Source organism: Sphingobacterium sp. Lzh-3 (assembly GCF_046764375.1).
Lineage (GTDB): Bacteria > Bacteroidota > Bacteroidia > Sphingobacteriales > Sphingobacteriaceae > Sphingobacterium.
The window spans coordinates 476,799-496,922 of record NZ_CP177226.1 but is presented as its reverse complement, the minus strand read 5'-3'; the positions used below and the strand labels follow the sequence as shown (position 1 = coordinate 496,922).

Below are 20,124 nucleotides of genomic sequence, written 5' to 3'. Positions count from 1 at the left end.
CACGTTATATACCCTACTTAACACAACAATAGTACACAAATAATAATCTACTAATGTTAACCGTTCGAATAAAGAAGTCGCTTATTTGAAAGCATGGCAGTCAGCCAAAAGAGCGGAAAGATTATTCTTTTGAATCCATATTATTCCTTATCAAAATGATAAATATGATTTGGGGTAACAGCCTCCGTCAACTTAACATCATGTTCATTTTTATCCGAGATAAGGTCAATCGGATCAAAAAAAGACAGTCCGACACGTTGAACGTCAGCTTTACAACGTGAGAAGAAACGATCATAAAACCCCTTTCCATAACCTACTCTATAGCCGAAAAGATCAAAGACCAATAAAGGAACAACAATCATATCAATAGCCGAAGGGTCTACTTCGACACCAGAAATTGGCTCTGAAATTCCCCATGAATTCTTTTCGAATATGGTATGTTCATCTAATACATAATGCTGCATCGAATAATCGTCAAAATTGGACCGGGAAACGACGATCTTTACCTGAGGAAAAAACTTTTGAATATAATTTATGATATCATAAGTATTGGGCTCATGATATTTTTCAATAGGAATAAAAATATGTAAAAAACCAACTTTAGAGAGGTCAATTTTCATAAACTGGGTAAGCAGCATTTCATTAAGGGTTGTTTCTATCGCCAAAGACAATTGACATCTTTTAACTTTATACTCAAGTCTTAATTCTTCCTTCGATTTCATCTGTAAAAAATATTTTTAACATTCCATTCCCATTGACAAAAATTAAAGAGACCTCATTATAAGTTGGTCCATCCAACGATAATCAAAGAACAATATATTCATCAATAGCATTGACACAAACCATGAGGTAGAGTCGAAGCCTTGATAGATATCGAAAATGTCCCCAAATTAAATTTATCAAATTTTATTAAGATAAAAAAAACGGCCTTGTAGCGAGCGCTAACAAGACCGAATAATCAACCTAAACCTAAAATCTTACTATTATTTTACGCGCTCGATATAATTACCTGTTTGCGTATCAACTCTTACTTTCTCACCTTGATTAATGAACAACGGTACCATAATTTCAACACCAGTCTCTACAGTTGCTTTTTTCAGTGCATTTGTAGACGTATCTCCTTTTACAGCCGGTTCAGTATATGTAATTTCTAACTCAACACTTTTTGGAGCTTCTGCCATGATAGGCTCATCACTTTCAAAAGCAATAATTACAGTCATGCCCTCTTTCAAGAAACGAGCTGAATCACCAAATAAAAATTTAGGAATATTGAATTGCTCGTATGTATTGTTATCCATTACCACGAAGAAATCTCCATCCTCGTACAAATACTGATAATCGCTAGTTTCTACACGTGCAATTTCTACAGATTCGTCAACTCTAAAACGGTATTCAACTAACTTACCCGTTTTAACATTACGCATTCTCGCTTGATAAAACGCACGTAAATTGCCTGGTGTACGGTGTATATATTCTTCTACGGATACTAATTCTCCGTTAAATCTTAAGATATTTCCTGATTTTACCTCTGATGCCTTAGCCATTCTTTGAATTGAACTTTAAACGGTTATCTCATTATTGAGTCGTCAAAAGTACAAAAACTAATTGTGTTATTAAAATTTCATTCGCTACTTTTTTATTGAAATAACTGTTTTCAATGGTAACAGGAGCCACCTCTATATTTTCAAAAAGGTGAATACAAATAACATCCTCACAACACTTACCAAAAAATATCGACGCAGTTATAAAGACGACAATTCGTACCGGTTTGGCTTCAAAGAAAACGTGATACTAGGATGTTATCGTTAAGGGCTGTGCATGAAATGCTATGAAAAATAGAAGATTTAGGATTTAAAATCCAGAATGGATATCATCTCATCACAGAATTCATATTCTTTCTTTTGGTTTGAACAGACGACAAGTATTCGGGATTCTAATTTTGTTCGATCGATCAAATTTAGGTACCATTCTTCACCGGCACTATCCAAATTACTTGTTGGCTCATCCAACAATACCAAGCTAGATACAGAACAACAAGCTAGGGCTAGCTTTACCCGTTGACGCATACCTGATGAAAAAAATCGTATCTCCCTGTCAAGCGCATGCTCCAATCCCAATAAGCTGACAACTGTTTCTTTATCAAAAGAAGGAAGATAATTTTTAAATTTAAAATGAAAATCAATAAGCTCATTTAAAGTAAACTCCTCGATTAGTTCAACATAAGGAGCTGCGAGAGACAACTGCTGATATATAGTGTCCACACCTAGGACTTGGTCTCCATCCGTGTAGATCAATTCACCCGATGAGGGTGTCAAACTACTTGAAAGCACTTTTAGAAAAGTAGATTTTCCTGAACCATTATGGCCAAGGACGGCATAACTCTTGCCGGACTCGAAGGTATAGTTTATATGCCTAAAAATCCATTCATTGTTATACCTCCTACCAATATCTTTTAATGTAATTTTCAAATTCACAAGAATCGATAACGCGATTACATCGCTCTATTATTGAATCCTTTCATAATACCTCTGCCTGAATTGCGAATAAAATCCAAAATCTCATCACGAATTTCTGTAGCCTGATATTCAGCCTCTATAATTTCTATCGCTTTAGCCAGATTTCGATTTTGGACAAAAAGGATTCGATAAAGATTCTGAATTTCGGCAATCTGCTCTTCTGAAAAGCCTCTTCTCCTCAATCCAACAGAATTAATTCCCGCATAAGAAATAGGTTCACGCGCAGCTTTAACAAAAGGAGGAATATCCTTTCGCACCAATGAACCACCAGTAACAAAGGCATGAGAACCAATTTTTACAAATTGGTGAACGGCTACCATTCCAGCTAACACAACATAATCACCTACAGTAATATGTCCAGCAAGCGTACTATTATTTGAAAAAACACAATTATCTCCAACTTCACAATCATGCGCAACATGACTATATGCTTGAATCAAGCAATTTTTCCCAATGACCGTTTTGTATCTATCCTTGGTGCCTCTATTGATCGTTACACACTCACGAATCGTTGTATTATCTCCAATTTCAGCTGTCGTAATCTCACCATCAAATTTTAAATCTTGAGGCTCCCCAGAGATTACCGCACCAGGATATATTTTACAGTTTTTTCCTATTCGTGCTCCATCCATGATCGTCACATTTGAGCCTATCCAAGTGCCCTCACCAATGACGACGTCTTTATAAATGGTTACAAATGGCTCGATGACCACATTTTTAGCAATTTTTGCTTCGGGATGAATATAAGCTAATGGCTGTATCATCTATACTACTTTAGTTATTATTTACTCTTACGATCTGTGCCATAAGCTCTGCTTCACACACAATCTTCTCTCCTACCATTGCTACACCTTTCATTTTCGCGATGCCTCTTCGAATTGGCTCCATCAAATCACATCTAAAAATAACAGAATCTCCGGGAGTTACCTGCGCTTTAAAACGTGCATTTTCTATTTTAAGGAATAAAGTCAGCCAATTCTCAGGATCGGGAACTGTCTTCAGAACCAAAATCCCCCCTGTTTGTGCCATAGCCTCTACCTGCAAGACCCCTGGAAATAAAGGTGCTCCAGGAAAATGTCCCATAAATAGATCTTCGTTCATGGTAACATTCTTCAAACCAACAACATGTGTTTCCGTCAATTCAAGAATCTTATCCACCATAAGCATGGGTTGACGATGCGGTAAGATTTTCATGATTTCTACCGTATCATATAATGCAGGCATATTAGGATCGTAAACTTTAATTTTTTTACGTGTTTTATCTTTCTTGATCTGCTCCTTTATCTTCTTTGCAAAGGCAACATTTGCAGCATGACCTGGACGAGCAGCCATAATATGACCTTTTAAAGGTCTTCCAACTAACGCTAAATCTCCAACCATATCCAACAATTTATGTCGGGCAGGTTCATTTTGATAACGCAATTGATTATTGTTCAATATTCCTTCCTTCGCAACTGCAACGGTTTCTTTATGAAAAAGATGCGCTAATTTTTGTAGTTCTTCAGGAGAAGTCTCCTTATCAACAATAACAATGGCATTACTCAGATCGCCACCTTTAATAAGCCCATGGTCAACCAGCATTTCCAGTTCATGCAGGAAGCAAAAGGTACGCGAAGAGGCTATTTCTGATTTAAAATCCTCAATCGATGTTATTGCTGCATGTTGACTTCCGAGTACCGGCGAGTTAAAATCGATCATACAGGTCATACGATAGCCATCCATCGGCATGCCCAATATTTCTACTTTACGATCAGGCTCTGCGTAATGGATATTATTAGAGATCTCGTAATAATCCCGATCAGCATCCTGTTCTTCAAAGCCTGCCTCTTCAAGCAACTTCACAAAAATAGCAGAGCTTCCATCCAATATTGGTATTTCAGGGCCGTCAATATCAATCAGCACATTATCAATTTGTAAACCAATTAACGATGCCATCAAATGTTCAATTGTACTCACGCTTGCCCCATTCTGCGTTATTGTCGTCCCACGGGAGGTATCTGTGACATTATCCGCATCAACCAAAATTTCTGGCTGCCCCTCTAAATCTACACGTCTGAACTTAAACCAGTGATTTTCCGGAGCGGGTTTAATAGTCATCGATACAATTTTTCCTGTATGAAGACCTACCCCCGAAATTTCAACCTCGTTTTTGATGGTTCTCTGTTTTACATTCATTTCTAATAACATATTTTTAAATCAAAACTTCTTTTGACAAAACCTTTATCCTTTAAGCTATATCGATGTTCGCCATCGGCTTACTCAGGAATGATTATTTCATCACAATTAAAGAACAGTTTATTTTCAATGAAAAATAATTATTTCAATTTTTTTTCTACTAATTTTTCTAATTCTTGGATCCGCTTTTCTAATTCAGGAAGACGTGCAAAAATCACATTAGAACGTAATTGCGGTTGATAAGGCATCACTGGTGTACCACCCCACTTTTTACCTTCTTCTTTGATCGATCTATTTACTCCTGATTGAGCCTGGATTTGAGATCCCTTTGCAACAACGATATGCCCAACAACGCCAACCTGACCGCCCAAAACCACATGCTCTCCAATTTTCGAGCTACCTGAAATACCTGTTTGCGCTGCGATTACGGTATTCTTTCCAATATCAACATTATGGGCAATTTGGATCAAATTATCCAACTTGACACCATCACGCACTATAGTAGCGCCCATTGTTGCTCTATCGATTACAGTATTGGCACCAATCTCAACATTATCTTCCACTTGGACATAACCAATCTGAGGAACTTTTTTATATGTTCCATCTTCTTGCGGTGCAAATCCAAATCCATCTGATCCAATCACAACGCCAGAATGTACTACGACATTTTTTCCAATCTTACAATCGTGATAAATCTTCACCCCCGGATAAAGTGTTGTATTATCTCCTATTGTAACTTTATCCCCAATATAAACTTGCGGATAAATTTTTACATTATCTCCAATACAAGCCCCTCTACCAATATATACAAATGCACCTATGTAACCTCCTTGACCGATCTCAGCATCAGCATGAATAAAATGAGGTTCTTCACGTCCGCTTTTGTCAAGACGAAACTCATTATACATATTCAGAATAGTAGAGAAAGCAGCATAAGCATTCTTAACCCGTATGATCGTCAATGTCGTTTTAGTTGCTTGAGTCAAGTGGAAATCTTCATTAACAATAACGATCGAGGCGTCGGTAGTATAAATAAAATGCTCATATTTTGGATTTGACAAAAAAGAAAGATCGCCTTTTTTACCTTCCTCAATTTTGGCAAGGTTACCTACAGTAACTTCTGGATTTCCTTCAATCCGTCCTTCTAATAATGTCCCTATTTGTTGAGCAGTAAATTGCATGGTACAAATCTATGTTTTTTTATTAAAAAATAACTACATGATGGAAGTAATTGCAACATATCCCACCTCTTTTGGATAACATAAAGCATATTTAGCTACATTTTTCGAAAGTGCTTCTAAATTCCCGAGGTCAGAAGCTTCTGCAATGTCAACAAGCTCGCCCGATTTCAATAGTATTTTAATTTGATCCTGGGAAGAATTATAGGCCCGGTTTTGAATTTCCTGCGTAAATACATAATAATGGATGTCCTCCTGAGCCACATTCATCTCCGTCTGTACTTTCGCCTTCACTAAATCAACATACTCTGGAGCAAATGGCTTATTACTCATGACCGATCGATATAGATTACGTTTCATCACGCGCTGGCACATGGTACTTAAAATAGGATCCTCATGACGTTCCCATGTTTTTATGGCAGACATAATATCCGTATCATCTAAACGGGTGAACCAATCCAAATGTAACGGGTCATCCAAAAAGTTAGTTTTGTTAACCTGCTGGCTTAAAAACCAATGAAACGCCGGAGTAGAAAAGAGCTTATGGCCAGCAGCCGTCAGATATTTTGCCCGCTGCAGAATTTTAATCAATAACTGTTCAGCACCGATAACGGTCTTATGTAAGTACACTTGCCAATACATTAGTCTCCGCGCAATCAGAAATTTCTCTACAGAATAAAGCGCTTTATACTCTACCACTATTTCATCCTCCACCACATTGAGCATTTTTATGATACGGTCAAAAGAGATGACGCCTTCCGATACGCCTGTAAAAAAACTATCTCTGTTGAGGTAATCCATTCGATCAACATCCAATTGGCTCGACACCAATTGATGCAGAAATTTACGTTCGTATTTATTATTAAAGATTGTAATTGCAAGACTTAGTCTTCCACCCAGATCATTGTTGATTCGATCCATTAAAAGGGAAGACAATAGCTCATGAGAGACGCCTTCGATCAAACTATGCTCCAAAGAATGTGAAAAAGGGCCGTGACCTATATCATGCAGCAATATTGCCGACAGAACAGCCTCCTCTTCATCCCCTGAAATTATAACACCTTTACTCCTCAAAGTTTCCAATGCCATCGACATCAAATGCATCGCTCCTATGGCGTGCTGAAAACGAGTATGCAAAGCTCCGGGATAGACGAGATGTGTCATGCTCACCTGCTTAATATAGCGGAGCCTTTGGAAATAAGGATGTTGCACTAGATCGAAGACCAATCCTGTAGGAATAGCGACAAATCCATATACCGGATCATTAATAATTTTATTTTTGTTCAATGTGGAGACAAATTAATACGATCATCAACACTATAAATATGAAACCGAGCCCTTTAATCATGAGCTCCTGGTTAACACTAGTATAAACTTAAAACAAAGATAGTTAGTTCATCGTTAATAAATGTTAAAAATAAAATCTGAAGCACGATATTTGCTTATGTTAGCATGAGATCGAAAATCAGATCCTCCCCTCTACTACTAATAGACATATAATAACAAGATGCAAAAAACACATATTCTTTGGGCTGACGATGAAATTGACTTTCTAAAACCACACATTTTATTTTTAGAAAGCAAAGGTTACAAAGTTGACACAGTCAACAATGGAAATGATGCCGTTGAAGCCTTTAAAAATGGTTTTTTCCACCTCGTTTTCTTAGACGAAAATATGCCTGGGTTAACCGGACTCGAAACACTTGCCATACTCAAATCGATCAACCCTACTGTTCCCGTTGTTCTGGTCACAAAAAACGAAGAAGAACATGTCATGGAAGATGCCATTGGCTCCAAAATAGATGATTATCTAATCAAGCCGGTCAACCCCAAGCAGATCTTGATGACAATAAAAAAATTAACGGAGAACAAACGTCTTGTCAATGAGAAAACATCCATGGCTTATCAGCAAGACTTCCGCAATTTGGGGATGATCCTGAATGATAATCTGGATTTCAACCAATGGTCAGAAGTTTACAAAAAACTTGTTTACTGGGAATTATCTCTCGAAAAGCTTGAAGATAATAATATGCATGAGATTCTGACCATGCAAAAATCCGAAGCAAACATGCAATTCTCTAAATTTATTGAAAACAATTATATACAGTGGATTAATCGTCCCGAAAACGCACCCGTTCTATCACATCAACTATTTAAGAAGAAGGTATTTCCGACCTTAGAAGATAATGTACCCACATTTTTCTTTCTAATAGACAATTTGCGTTTCGATCAATGGAAAATAATCAATGAGGTAATCACCGATTATTTTAGACTTGAGGAGGAGATAAACTATTACAGTATTTTACCAACAGCAACACAATATGCTAGAAATGCCATCTTTAGTGGATTAACTCCACTGGAAATGGAAAAACGCTTCCCGAAATTATGGCAAAACGATGAAGACGAAGGCGGCAAGAATCTCTATGAGGATAAATTTTTGGAGGATCAGATTAAGCGCCTTTATCGCAAACCCATAAAGCACTCTTACACGAAAGTATTGACATTGGAACAGGGAAAAGACGTAGTAGACAATCTCGGTAATTTGATGCACAATCAGCTCAATGTATTAGTGTATAACTTTGTTGATATGCTTTCTCACGCACGTACAGACAGTTCTATGATTCGCGAATTAGCAAACGACGAAGCAGCATATCGCTCCCTTACTTTGTCATGGTTTGAACACTCCCCTTTATTAGAAACTATAAAATGGCTATCACAGAAGAAAGTTCGTGTGATTATTACAACCGACCATGGCACGATCCGTGTAAAAAAGCCAAGTAAAATTGTTGGTGATCGAAATACAAATACAAATTTGAGATATAAACAAGGAAAAAATCTAAACTATATTGACAAAGATGTCTTTGTCATCAAAAATCCCCACGAGGCACAGTTGCCTAAACTTCATGTTAGTTCAACATACGTTTTTGCCAAAGAAGATTCGTATTTTGTTTACCCCAACAACTACAATCAATTTGTCAATTACTTTAATGGAACGTTCCAGCATGGGGGAATATCTTTAGAAGAAATGATTATCCCCTTTGCGACATACTTGCCGAAATAGTAATTTTGTAACATGGAAATTATTGTAAATACGATAGCAGATCTATCTCAAGCGGCTCAGACAGTTTTAAATAGTTTTCCAAAGGACCGCATTTTTTTGCTATATGGTTCAATGGGGGCTGGAAAGACTACTTTTGTAAAATACTTATGCCAACAGTTAAACGTACAAGATAGTACTTCTAGTCCTACATTCTCCATTGTTAATGAATACGAATCTCCCGTCGGCCCTATATACCACTTTGACTTTTACCGTATTAAAGACGAACAGGAGGCATTCGATTTTGGTTATGAGGAATATTTTTATTCAGGTGCTTACTGCTTTATTGAGTGGCCAGAGAAAATCCCCAATTTACTTCCTGAAGAAGCAAAAGAGATACATATTAACACCATAGATGCAACAACACGTAAAATTTCCATTCGTTAACCTACCTTTTTTGACCCCTTACTATGGCTCATTCATCATCTTGTCAATATATTCCTTCTGATATTCATGTGCCCGGATTAGCGGCCATACATGCAGAACATCTTAGCTTTTCCTTTCATGAGAACAACATCCAATTCGCCGTCGAAAATAGCTCTTTTGATATCGAAGAAGGGAAGATTACAGCAATTATCGGTGAATCTGGCAGTGGAAAAAGCACCTTACTACGGCTAATATACGGTTTATTGGAACCAACTGGCGGTGTTGTCCGCTATAAAGGGTGGCAGGTTCCTACGCGTAAAGACAAGTTAATTCCCGGACACGACGCAATGAAACTAGTCTCACAGGGCTTCGATGATTTAAATACTTATGCCAATGTATGGGATAATGTTGCGTCGCAGTTACCAAATACCGACATTAAACGCAAACAAGACAAAACGGCGGAAATACTGCAACGTCTACGCATAGATCATCTCGCTAAAAAAAGAGTGGCAGACATCAGTGGCGGAGAGAAACAGCGTGTTGCGATCTGTCGCGCCCTGATAAACGAACCTGAAGTTTTACTAATGGATGAACCCTTCAATCAGGTCGATGCTTCTTTTCGCGACACACTACAGCAGGATATAAAAGACATTGTAAAAGAAACTGGACTAACCATCATTTTAGTTTCACACGACCCTACCGAGGTCCTTGCCCTGGCAGATAATCTCATCGTGATGAAATCGGGCAAAATCCTAGATCAAAACAACCCGCACGTACTTTATAGTAATCCGTCGCACCCTTATACCGCGCAATTACTGGCAAAAAGCAACATATTACAGGTTGAGCAAGCTCAAAATTTAGGCATAACAAGCGAAAAACCAATCGCGATACATCAAGAATGGATTTCAATAAGCCCTTCTGAGCAGTCTACTTTTTTTGTAAAAGATGTGCGATTCAGAGGTTTTTATTATGAAATCGTCGTGAGTAATAATGAGATCAACTTACATGCAATTATAACGTCGCAAATAATTCCACAAAAACTACAGGCTGTCGATCTAACCATATCGCACTGGATCGCTTTTGACCATTAATTGTATGCCCTAGTCTTGTGTGTCTAGCCAAGATAAAAATGCGTCAAACCATAACTTATCCGAGGTTTTGTTAATTAACCCAAAGCCGTGCCCCCCTTGCTCAAAGGTATAAAGCTTGTTGGGCACTTTTGACTTGTCCAAAGCTGCCATCATTCTATAGCTATTTTCTATCGGCACAGCCATATCGTCTTTGGCATGTACGAAGAAAACCGGACAAACCTCAGAAGATACCTGCAAATTGGAAGAGAACAGTTTGATTTGGTCTTCCGAAGGGTTTTCTCCAATGAGATTTATACGCGAACCTTTATGTGTTATATCATTTTCCATAGAGATTACTGGATAAATCAATCCTGCAAAATCAGGTCTTAGCGATACATGGGAAGGATTCGCTATATAATCTTTCTTAAACTTCGTAATTAAAGTGGAAGCCAGGTGCCCGCCAGCGGAAAATCCAATTACCCCAACTTTTCGAAGTCCGGGATGCAAGGTTCGGATCAATTGCATTGCCCGCTGGGCATCTTGAAGAGGTCCAATTGATTTGTCACGCATAATATTCGGTGATGGCAATCGATATTGTAAAACAAATGCTGAATAACCATTTTTTATCAACTCTTTTGCTACAGCATGTCCCTCATGATCCATTGCTATATGAGAATACCCACCCCCCGGAATAACCAATACGGCGATATTTTTATCAATACTTTTATCTGCCGTATAAGCAAATAACTTTGGTACATTTTTTTCTAAATTCACTTGCTCCTTATCAGTCGCGTTTGGAATGGAATCTGCATAAAGATTTATTGTTTCCTGCGCCTTAACGAGAGAAATCAACGAACATAAAATCATAAAAATTCTTTTCATTAAAATAATATTTTAAAAGAGAACTCCAGATTACATTTACTCGAAAAAACGAATCAAATATGAGCTGGATATCCATGGTTTATAAGGAAGACACAACTAAAAGATCTAAATCTTTCGCCGTCATATTAAATCTTGAGGCCATGTCAACATTTGTAAGGTTTCCTTGGTACAAATAAATTGAACTCCGAATACCGGGATTCTTCCAGATTGCATTTTTCAGCCCCCCAAGTTCGGCAAAATCAAGCAAAATTGATGTAAAAATATTACTCATTGCATAAGTGGCTGTTCGTGCTACCCGAGACGCTATATTGGGGACACAATAGTGAATAACGTCAAATTTCCGAAAGATAGGTTTATCATGTGAGGTTACTTCTGAGCTTTCAAAATTCCCCCCCTGATCGATACTCACGTCGATCACTACAGAATTAGGTTTCATTTTAGAAACTGTTTCTTCCGAAATTATACAGGCAGAGCGTCCATTACGAGCTCGTAGGGCGCCAATAACTACATCAGAGCTGATAACTGCCTTGTTTAAAATAATAGGTTGTATAACGGAAGTGAAAACACGGCTGCCAAGATTGTTTTGCAGGCGTCTAAGTTTATAAATCGAATTATCAAACACCTTTACCTCTGCTCCTAACGCCAAAGCCGTTCGGGCAGCTTGTTCACCAACGGTGCCCGCGCCAATAATAACGACTTCTGTGGAAGCTACGCCGGTCACACCACCGAGCATCAGTCCCTTCCCGCCAAATGCATTGCTCAGATACTCCCCTGCAATTAAGGTTGCCGTTGCCCCTACGATTTCGCTCATTGCACGAACCACCGCTAGGCAACCACCCTCATCTCTTAAATATTCGTAAGAAATTGCAGTGATTTTTTTATGCATTAACGCCTTTAGTACATCCAGGTTCATGAGTGAAGGTTGCTGTGACGATAATAAAAGCTGCCTTTCTTTCATCAACTTCACTTCACTTAGGATAGGGCTACCAACTTTAATGATCAGATCTGCCTGATAAACCTCTTCCCGAGAAGAAACGATACGAGCCCCCTGTTCACTATAATGATGATCCAAAAAATTAGCCCCCGCACCAGCGCCCGTTTCAATAATTACTTCGTGCCCATTTTCTACCAATAATGCAACCGCTAATGGAGTCAAGCAGATCCGCTTTTCCTGAAGCGAAATTTCTTTTGGAATGCCAATAAATAAACTCTTTGCATTCTTTTTCTTCTCAAACAGCATCTCTTTTGGAGAAATCATAGCCTGACTCGCAAGCTTTCCTAACTCATTCATCTTGTAAAATTGATCGTTAGCTAAAATTACAATAAAAAATCAATCTTATCAAACGAAGATAAATTTGGTTTGGCACAGCTTTGGAATGAAACAAATTTATCTACATTTGTCTAAATTAATCAGATATAATACCATGCTCAGCAAAGTTAATATAGTGCCACGGTGGATCATTTTTTTATTGGACATCTTTAGTGTATCCATCGCTTATCTCCTCGCAAATGTCATTTACTATGATTTTAACTTCGATTTTCTGCTTGACATTGATTTTGCCATTCGTTACATTTTATTTATAGGTATATGTTCCTTATCATTCTACCTCTTTAAGATGTATACTGGTATAGTTCGTTACACAAGCGCTATCGATTCAATACGGATATTATCAACGATAACATTTAGTGTTTTTGTTCTCCTGGTTATAAAATTAGTCATTCAGGCAAACGAGATAGAACGAAACATTCCAACTGCACTCATTATTTTCTTTGCACTCTTCTCCTTTCTTATTTTAACCGTATATAGAACGATTATCAAAATTTTCTTTCTATACACCAAAAAAGTCAGTGGCTCCAGAAAAAAGACACTGATCTATGGCGCCGGTGATTTGGGGATTGCTGTAAAAAGAACCTTAGACCATGATGTACGATCCAAAAATGCTATTGTTGGATTCTTGGACGATAATGAACAAAAAATCAACAAGGTAATTGATGGTACCAAAATATATTCCTCACAGAAGTTCAGCCATCTGATCAATACATTGAATGTTGAGGAGGTTATCATCGCTTCGCACAACATCCCTTCGGACCGTAAAAATGAAATTACAGATGTTGCGCTCGAAAAAAATGTGAACATATTAACGCTACCTCCTGTTAAAAAGATCATGAATGGTGATCTTAACCCAAATCAGATCCAAAAAATAAAAATTGAAGATTTATTAGAAAGAGAACCAATTAAAATTAACGACGACCACATCTTAAGCCAAACGAAAGGCAAAAGAATCTTAGTTACTGGCGCGGCAGGATCCATAGGGAGTGAAATCGCAACCCAATTAGGGAGATACGAACCTCAGATGATCATCCTCTGCGATCAGGCCGAGTCGCCGTTACATAACCTCCAACTTGACCTTCAGGATGAATTTCCCAATCAGGTATATCATACTTATATCGCAGACGTCCGAAGTACAAAAAGGATGCAATTACTTTTTGAGACTTTCAAACCACACTATGTATATCACGCTGCAGCATACAAACATGTCCCAATGATGGAAAACCACCCTTTGGAAGCGGTACAGACCAATGTCATGGGTACTAAGAATCTAGCTGATTTAGCCGTAGCATATCAAGTGGAAAAATTTGTTTTTGTCTCTACCGATAAAGCTGTCAATCCCACGAATATCATGGGAGCGACAAAGCGTATCGCAGAAATCTATGTACAATCGTTAAACAATCATTTGGAAAACTCGTTAGGGGCAACTGTGCACACCAAATTTATCACAACCCGCTTTGGCAATGTCTTAGGCTCCAATGGATCAGTTATCCCTCGATTCAGAGACCAGATTCAAAAAGGCGGCCCTGTAACAGTTACGCATCCAGAAATTACGCGGTATTTTATGACCATTCCCGAAGCCTGTCGATTGGTTCTTGAAGCTGGTACGATGGGACAAGGAGGAGAGATTTTTGTATTTGATATGGGAAAATCTGTAAAAATAGTCGAGTTAGCAAAAAAAATGATTCGCCTTTCAGGATTTAAACCGAATGAAGATATTGAAATAAAATTCACGGGATTAAGACCCGGGGAAAAACTATATGAGGAGTTATTAAATGATTTGGAGAATACGTTGCCGACGCACCACGAAAAGATCATGATCGCCAAAGTCAGAGAAAATAATTATGATATTGTAAGTATAAAAATCGAAGAATTGCAACAGCGTTTAGCGACACAGAACAAAAACGAAGTTGTCTATCAAATGAAAATTATTGTACCTGAATTCAAAAGCAAAAATTCGATCTACGAGCAACTGGATCGGGAAATCGAGTTATCGAATAAGTCGGAAAACTAAAGTTAATTCACTTTAAAATTTGCAAAAAACTTGCAAATTTGCTCGAAAAGTGTATTTTTGCAATCCATATTTTACTGATTAGTAATGTCTAAAAACACAAATAATACAAATCAAGGTTTCAAACCTTCAAAAGGATCTTTTTTTCAAGATAACCAAAAAAGTGTCGTGTTCATTTTAGGTGGTATCGTTGTATTGATCTTACTTTATTTTGGATATCAAAAGCTTTATCTAGATCCAAGAGCAGAAGAAGCTTCGAACCGTATGTACAAAGCAGAACAGCTGGCCACAATTGATTCTTTACAAAATAAAGCAATCACGGGCGACGGTGCTTTTCTTGGATTTAAACAAATTGCGGATGAATATTCCAATACAAAATCGGCAAATATTGCAAACGCATATTTAGGCGGTTTATATTTACGTCAAGGTAAATTCGAAGATGCTGTGAAGGCTCTTGAAAAATATGCTCCAACAGGAAGCCAAATTCTAGATCCGCTCGTAATTGGTCTCACTGGAGATGCTTATTCAGAGTTAAAAGACTACAAAAAAGCCGCTGATTACTACAAGCAAGCTTCTGAAAAATCAAGCAACTCGTATACAACTCCGCTCTTTTTGAAAAAACTAGGGCTTGTATATGAAGCACAAAATGACTATAAAAGTGCAGAAACTGCTTACAAGAAGATTAAAACAGATTTCCCAGAGAGCCAAGAAGCTTCTACAATTGATGGTTTATTAGGCCGTGTACAAGCACATTTATAAGAGAATAATTATAAAAGTATAATAAAAAGAGGCTATTTGATAGCCTCTTTTTTTGTGACCATCTAAAATCACTATCTTTGTTACTATTATGGCAAGTAGCATTAAAAATTTATCCGACTTTTCGCATATCCAGGTTGCGGATGCAAGTCCATTCAAATTTGCAATCGTTGTTGCACAATGGAATGCAGAAATTACAGGTGCATTATTGAATGGTGCAATAAAGGGTTTGGAAGAGCATGGCGCGAAGGAAAACAACATCCAAGTCATTGAGGTTCCTGGAAGTTTCGAATTAATTTCAGGAGCAGACCTCGCATTCAGAAATCAGGGTTTTGACGCTGTTATCTGTTTAGGTTGCGTCATTCAGGGTGAGACCAGACACTTCGATTTTATCTGCGATGCAGTTGCAAATGGTATTGCCAATGTAGGGCTCAAATATAATAAACCGGCTGTTTTTGGCGTATTAACAACTGACAACCTTCAGCAAGCATTGGATCGTGCCGGAGGGAAACATGGTAATAAAGGCGAAGAAGCTGCTATTACAGCAATACAAATGGCTCATATTGCCAAAAAATTCTAGTTTGGTATCAATTTTGCCTACCATTCAATGATGAAAAGTATTACTGAGCATAGCTTATTACTCAGGTACTTATATTTTGAACAAATCGATTAATAAAATATTCAGTTATCTTATTAATCGATTTTTATTTTTTCACTAGAATAAATTGTTATCGAATTGTCTTGATTGTCGTGTAAATCAATTATACAACAGTCGGTAGTTTTATAGACAATGACGCAATAATGAAGTTTCATGGGATCAATTTTGATACGAATTACTTGATGATTGTTTCTTTAAAAAATAGGATTATGAAAACATTATCGAATGTACTCTTGGTCGTTATACTGACGTTATTCTGTCAGTTGGATCTAGTGGCACAAGACGATAGTCTAAACAAGCAGATTTGGCAAAGTATCGGTGGCCAGGAAAAATGGGATTCTTTGCAGTTTTTGGCTTTCTCAGCAAAGGGAAATACCATCTCAGATCAGTTGTCAAACGACGAACGAAAGTTCCTGTTCAATAGAACGACTGGAGCATGTCGATTTGATGGCTATAAGGGAACGGATCAGGTGACCTACCTGTTTAATTTTAAAAACCCTGGGTCAGATAAACTCTTTATTGGAGGGAATCTATCTACAGATGGGCCCGAGCTTAAGAAATCAATTAAAAACCAGCTATTTTCGGATCTCAATCTACTACTTTTGCCTACTTTGATCGGACAGAAGAATGTGCAGCTGAAAAACCAGAAGGAAAGCTTCAGTGCTGGACAGAAATTAACGATAGCAAATATCAGCTCGTCAGGCCCTATCTTTGGTTCAAAGATTGATGGTTTGCTTTATATTGATCAAAATACTGGTGAGATTGTGCGTTACGAATACACAGATAAGGGCGAAAAAAACACCTATGAAGTGAGCAAATATAAAGAGATTGGCGACGGGATACGTTTACCCAGTTTCTTCAATTCCACAAGCAATGACCAAAAGAGTTGTATATTCTCCTCTATTTCATCTTTTGTACAGGTAGAACAGAAAAAATTTACAGAACTATAATATGATTAATTGGATAGAATTAAATACAGAAGAACAGCTACAGGAGCTTTATCAATCCGATAAAGTTGTAGCCATCTTTAAACATAGCACGACTTGTGGTATTAGCAATATGGCTAAGCGTAGTCTTGAGCGTATGTCTGCTACTTCAGACCATGATTATGCGATTTATCTTTTAGACCTTTTGCGTTACCGCCCTTTATCGAATGAGATTGCCCAACGTTGGAATGTAGAACATCAATCACCTCAAATACTGATTGTTGAAGGAAAAAACAGTTTATATGACGCTTCACATGGTGATATCCAATTTGATGAGATAGAACAATACCTAACGGCAATTTGACATAATAGGCCATAACTGCTGTTCAATAAAAATAATTAGCATAAAATATCCCAAGCGATCTTCAACATGTATTGTATTGATCACTTGGGATATTTTATGAAGCTGAAAACAGCTGAATTGGCTACTTATAAATTTCTACTGTTATTTTACCGTCTTTAGTCACCGTACCCCGATACATGCCGGCGGTATTAAAAGGCATAGCAACATGTCCATTTTTATCCAATGCGATCATGCCGCCATTACCGCCCATTTCACCAATCCGATCAATTACTTGCCTGCTCGCCTGATCAACAGGTTCACCTTTATATTCCATTAAAGCGGACACCGAATATGCCGCCACGGTGCGGATATAATATTCACCCCATCCAGTACAGGAAACAGCACAGGTATTATTGTTCGCATACGTTCCAGCACCAATAATTGGTGAATCTCCGACCCGCCCAAACTTCTTGTTTGTCATCCCTCCTGTAGACGTACCCGCGGCCAAGTTTCCTGCTTTATCCAAGGCAACACATCCTACTGTACCGAATTTAGCATCTTTATTGATGATGCCTAAGCGTGAGCTTTGTTTTTGATCGTGATCTAGTTGTGTTCGTGTACTGTCATCCTTGCTCACTTTCTGCAAAGCTTCCCAACGCGCTTCCGTCCAAAAATAAGAAGGGTCTACAATGGTCAATCCCACTTGCTTCGCAAACTCTTCGGCACCTTTACCCACCATCATAACATGCTCAGATTTTTCCATCACCGCCTTGGCTGCCGAGATTGGATTTTTGATCGTCGTCACTCCTGCAACGGCGCCTGCGGCTAAGGATTTACCATCCATGATGGAAGCATCCAGTTCGTTGCGTCCGTCATGTGTAAAAACCGCTCCTTTCCCTGCATTAAACAAAGGTGAGTCTTCCATAACATGGATAGCAGATTCGACGGCTTCCAAACTGGATTTACCTTCTTGCAACTTTTGATAGCCGATACGAAGCGCTTGCTCCAAGACGATCCTATAAGCCTGCTCCATCGAATCTGTCATATTCTTTTTCAAGATCGTCCCCGCTCCACCATGGATCGCCAAAACAAATTCACCCTCCGTCATGGCCACAGGTTTTTGATACGATTTACAGGAAATTGCCAACAGGCTTCCCACAATTATTATGGCGCATATCTTGAGGTTATTCATCTTCCTTCTCCCACCATTCTGAAGATTGTAAATCATCTATCTCACGACGGTCTTTTTTAGTAGGTCGCCCTGTACCGCGGTCGCGTTTTAGGACAGGAGCATGAAATACGGATTTAAACCCTACAGTTTCTTCAACAGGTGTTTGATCCTCGTAGAATTGAACAGCAGTCTTGGCGTCAACACGACGTTCCAAAAGACCTGTCACCTTCACCACTTTTTTCTCAATTCCCTTTTGGACATGGTATACATCTCCGATCTTAACTTCATAGGAGGGTTTTATATTTTGGCCTTTTAGTTTCACCCGACCTGCCTTACAGGCCTCTGTTGCCAAAGTTCTTGTCTTAAATAAGCGAATTGACCACAAATATTTATCAATTCTCAATTTTTCTGATGTTCCAGCCATAATACAAAAATAATTATATTTTTAGAACCATTATAACCAAAAGCAATTATGGAAAATTCCGATTAAACTGAGTTCAATTATTAAAACGTCTTTCATCCGTTCACCGGAAGAGTGTAATAGCTAATTGCGGACAAGTTGTCATCAAATCCATACCAAGTCCTGACTGCAAGCGGGGTGTGAAAACAATGTCTGTAGTGTGAATGCACCTTAAAAAGGTGGACTCAACGTGGACTCACTGTGCATACACTGTGGTTGGAGTCAGGAGTTGACCATAATCTGATAGGGTGTTGTTATCAGGAAAGTCTATTGCAAGGAACAATGGATAAAGTTGTTTTTAAGTCCAACTTTATCTAAGTTTGTACATCAAAATAAACTAATTCAAATAAGAAAATAAATAATATGGTAGAGCCACTTAAAAAACTGATTGAGGAAGCTTGGGAAGATAGGCAATTATTGGAATATAAAGAATATACAGAAGCCATCCGCACTGTTATCATGAAATTAGATAGCGGTGAAATCCGCGTCGCTGAAATGATCGGTACAAGATGGCACGTCAATGACTGGATAAAGAAAGCTGTTATTTTATATTTTCCAATCAATGATATGCGCGAAATGACTGCAGGTCCTTTTGTGTTTCATGATAAAATGAAATTAAAGACAGACTACAAGCACACTGGAGTACGTGTTGTACCAGGGGCTTCTGCTCGTTTAGGTGCATATTTGGCTAAAGGAGTGATTATGATGCCTTCTTACGTTAACATCGGTGCTTATGTAGACGAAGGCACCATGGTGGATACTTGGGCAACTGTTGGCTCTTGTGCACAAATTGGTAAACATGTACACTTAAGTGGCGGCGTCGGAATTGGTGGCGTATTAGAGCCTGTACAAGCAGCTCCAGTGATTATTGAGGACAATGTTTTCATTGGTTCAAGAGCGATTGTAGTAGAAGGTATTCGTGTAGAGAAAGAAGCTGTGTTGGGTGCTAATGTGGTATTGACAGCGTCAACAAAAATTATCGACGTTACGGGACCTCAACCAGTAGAATATAAAGGTTATGTACCTGCCCGCTCTGTTGTTATCCCGGGTTCTTACACCAAAAAATTTGCGGCAGGGGAATATCAAGTTCCTTGCGCTTTGATCATTGGTCAACGTAAAGAGTCTACAGACAAAAAGACTTCATTAAATGATGCACTACGTGATCATAATGTAGCTGTATAAAGT

20 protein-coding genes are annotated in these 20,124 nt (G+C 38.2%); 9 read left to right on the top strand and 11 right to left on the bottom strand.

Annotated elements, in window-relative coordinates:
* Positions 1-140: 140 nt before the first annotated feature.
* The 7 genes from ACLCDV_RS01890 to ACLCDV_RS01860 all read right to left on the bottom strand — a co-directional run bounded on the left by ACLCDV_RS01890 (position 141) and on the right by ACLCDV_RS01860 (position 7,156).
* Positions 141-722 carry a 5-formyltetrahydrofolate cyclo-ligase gene (locus ACLCDV_RS01890; protein WP_411972805.1) on the bottom strand — a complete coding sequence of 194 codons (582 nt, stop codon included), beginning with the start codon at positions 720-722 and terminating at the stop codon, positions 141-143.
* 261 nt (positions 723-983) lie between these two features.
* Positions 984-1,544 carry an elongation factor P gene (gene efp / locus ACLCDV_RS01885; RefSeq protein WP_046674772.1) on the bottom strand — a complete coding sequence of 187 codons (561 nt, stop codon included), beginning with the start codon at positions 1,542-1,544 and terminating at the stop codon, positions 984-986.
* A gap of 300 nt (positions 1,545-1,844) precedes the next feature.
* Positions 1,845-2,474 carry an ABC transporter ATP-binding protein gene (locus tag ACLCDV_RS01880; protein ID WP_317668653.1) on the bottom strand — a complete coding sequence of 210 codons (630 nt, stop codon included), beginning with the start codon at positions 2,472-2,474 and terminating at the stop codon, positions 1,845-1,847.
* 17 nt (positions 2,475-2,491) lie between these two features.
* Entirely contained in the window at positions 2,492-3,280 is a 789-nt protein-coding gene (lpxA, locus tag ACLCDV_RS01875; protein WP_075990789.1) for an acyl-ACP--UDP-N-acetylglucosamine O-acyltransferase, read from the bottom strand.
* A gap of 10 nt (positions 3,281-3,290) precedes the next feature.
* Positions 3,291-4,691: a bifunctional UDP-3-O-[3-hydroxymyristoyl] N-acetylglucosamine deacetylase/3-hydroxyacyl-ACP dehydratase gene (locus ACLCDV_RS01870; protein WP_317668654.1), complete on the bottom strand. Its 1,401-nt coding sequence runs from the start codon at positions 4,689-4,691 to the stop codon at positions 3,291-3,293.
* A gap of 140 nt (positions 4,692-4,831) precedes the next feature.
* A complete protein-coding gene (gene lpxD, locus ACLCDV_RS01865) occupies positions 4,832-5,872 on the bottom strand; it encodes a UDP-3-O-(3-hydroxymyristoyl)glucosamine N-acyltransferase (protein ID WP_411972804.1) in 1,041 nt (346 codons plus the stop codon).
* A 33-nt stretch (positions 5,873-5,905) separates the two neighbouring features.
* Complete coding sequence (locus ACLCDV_RS01860; RefSeq protein WP_411972803.1) at positions 5,906-7,156, bottom strand: HD domain-containing protein; 1,251 nt, start codon at positions 7,154-7,156, stop codon at positions 5,906-5,908.
* A gap of 220 nt (positions 7,157-7,376) precedes the next feature.
* Between ACLCDV_RS01860 and ACLCDV_RS01855 the strand changes: the two genes are divergently transcribed.
* The 3 genes from ACLCDV_RS01855 to ACLCDV_RS01845 are packed head-to-tail and all read left to right on the top strand — an operon-like array spanning position 7,377 to position 10,423.
* The gene (locus ACLCDV_RS01855) at positions 7,377-8,930 is read left to right on the top strand and encodes a PglZ domain-containing protein (protein WP_411972802.1); all 1,554 of its coding nucleotides are present in this window, start codon (positions 7,377-7,379) and stop codon (positions 8,928-8,930) included.
* 12 nt (positions 8,931-8,942) lie between these two features.
* Positions 8,943-9,353 carry a tRNA (adenosine(37)-N6)-threonylcarbamoyltransferase complex ATPase subunit type 1 TsaE gene (gene tsaE, locus ACLCDV_RS01850; protein WP_317668658.1) on the top strand — a complete coding sequence of 137 codons (411 nt, stop codon included), beginning with the start codon at positions 8,943-8,945 and terminating at the stop codon, positions 9,351-9,353.
* Between the two features lie 23 nt (positions 9,354-9,376).
* Positions 9,377-10,423, top strand: coding sequence for an ABC transporter ATP-binding protein (locus ACLCDV_RS01845; protein WP_411972801.1), 1,047 nt, complete (start codon positions 9,377-9,379; stop codon positions 10,421-10,423).
* Positions 10,424-10,432: 9 nt separating this feature from the next.
* Here ACLCDV_RS01845 and ACLCDV_RS01840 read toward each other — a convergent pair whose 3' ends face one another.
* Positions 10,433-11,284, bottom strand: coding sequence for an alpha/beta hydrolase (locus ACLCDV_RS01840; protein WP_411972800.1), 852 nt, complete (start codon positions 11,282-11,284; stop codon positions 10,433-10,435).
* Positions 11,285-11,363: 79 nt separating this feature from the next.
* Positions 11,364-12,575: an alanine dehydrogenase gene (locus tag ACLCDV_RS01835; RefSeq protein WP_317668661.1), complete on the bottom strand. Its 1,212-nt coding sequence runs from the start codon at positions 12,573-12,575 to the stop codon at positions 11,364-11,366.
* 85 nt (positions 12,576-12,660) lie between these two features.
* On the opposite strand from ACLCDV_RS01835, the gene ACLCDV_RS01830 reads away from it, so the two are divergent.
* The 5 genes from ACLCDV_RS01830 (at position 12,661) to ytxJ (ending at position 17,329) form a co-directional block, all read left to right on the top strand.
* Positions 12,661-14,628, top strand: a complete 1,968-nt coding sequence (locus ACLCDV_RS01830; RefSeq protein ID WP_411972799.1) for a polysaccharide biosynthesis protein — start codon at positions 12,661-12,663, stop codon at positions 14,626-14,628.
* Between the two features lie 84 nt (positions 14,629-14,712).
* Complete coding sequence (locus ACLCDV_RS01825) at positions 14,713-15,384, top strand: tetratricopeptide repeat protein (RefSeq protein ID WP_286849555.1); 672 nt, start codon at positions 14,713-14,715, stop codon at positions 15,382-15,384.
* A gap of 88 nt (positions 15,385-15,472) precedes the next feature.
* Positions 15,473-15,961, top strand: a complete 489-nt coding sequence (gene ribH / locus ACLCDV_RS01820; protein ID WP_075990779.1) for a 6,7-dimethyl-8-ribityllumazine synthase — start codon at positions 15,473-15,475, stop codon at positions 15,959-15,961.
* A 287-nt stretch (positions 15,962-16,248) separates the two neighbouring features.
* Positions 16,249-16,989 (top strand): hypothetical protein, encoded by a 741-nt coding sequence (locus ACLCDV_RS01815; RefSeq protein WP_317668663.1) that lies wholly within the window; start codon positions 16,249-16,251, stop codon positions 16,987-16,989.
* Between the two features lies 1 nt (position 16,990).
* Positions 16,991-17,329: a bacillithiol system redox-active protein YtxJ gene (ytxJ, locus tag ACLCDV_RS01810; RefSeq protein WP_317668664.1), complete on the top strand. Its 339-nt coding sequence runs from the start codon at positions 16,991-16,993 to the stop codon at positions 17,327-17,329.
* Between the two features lie 121 nt (positions 17,330-17,450).
* On the opposite strand, the gene ACLCDV_RS01805 is transcribed toward ytxJ, so the two are convergent.
* Both ACLCDV_RS01805 and ACLCDV_RS01800 read right to left on the bottom strand, forming a co-directional pair.
* Entirely contained in the window at positions 17,451-18,536 is a 1,086-nt protein-coding gene (locus ACLCDV_RS01805) for an isoaspartyl peptidase/L-asparaginase family protein (protein WP_411972798.1), read from the bottom strand.
* Positions 18,493-18,903 (bottom strand): RNA-binding S4 domain-containing protein, encoded by a 411-nt coding sequence (locus ACLCDV_RS01800; protein WP_317668666.1) that lies wholly within the window; start codon positions 18,901-18,903, stop codon positions 18,493-18,495. Before ACLCDV_RS01800 ends, ACLCDV_RS01805 begins: the two co-directional genes overlap by 44 nt.
* A 399-nt stretch (positions 18,904-19,302) precedes the next feature.
* Here ACLCDV_RS01800 and ACLCDV_RS01795 point away from each other — a divergent pair, with 399 nt between their 5' ends.
* A complete protein-coding gene (locus ACLCDV_RS01795) occupies positions 19,303-20,121 on the top strand; it encodes a 2,3,4,5-tetrahydropyridine-2,6-dicarboxylate N-succinyltransferase (protein WP_317668667.1) in 819 nt (272 codons plus the stop codon).
* The last annotated feature ends 3 nt before the right edge of the window (positions 20,122-20,124 follow it).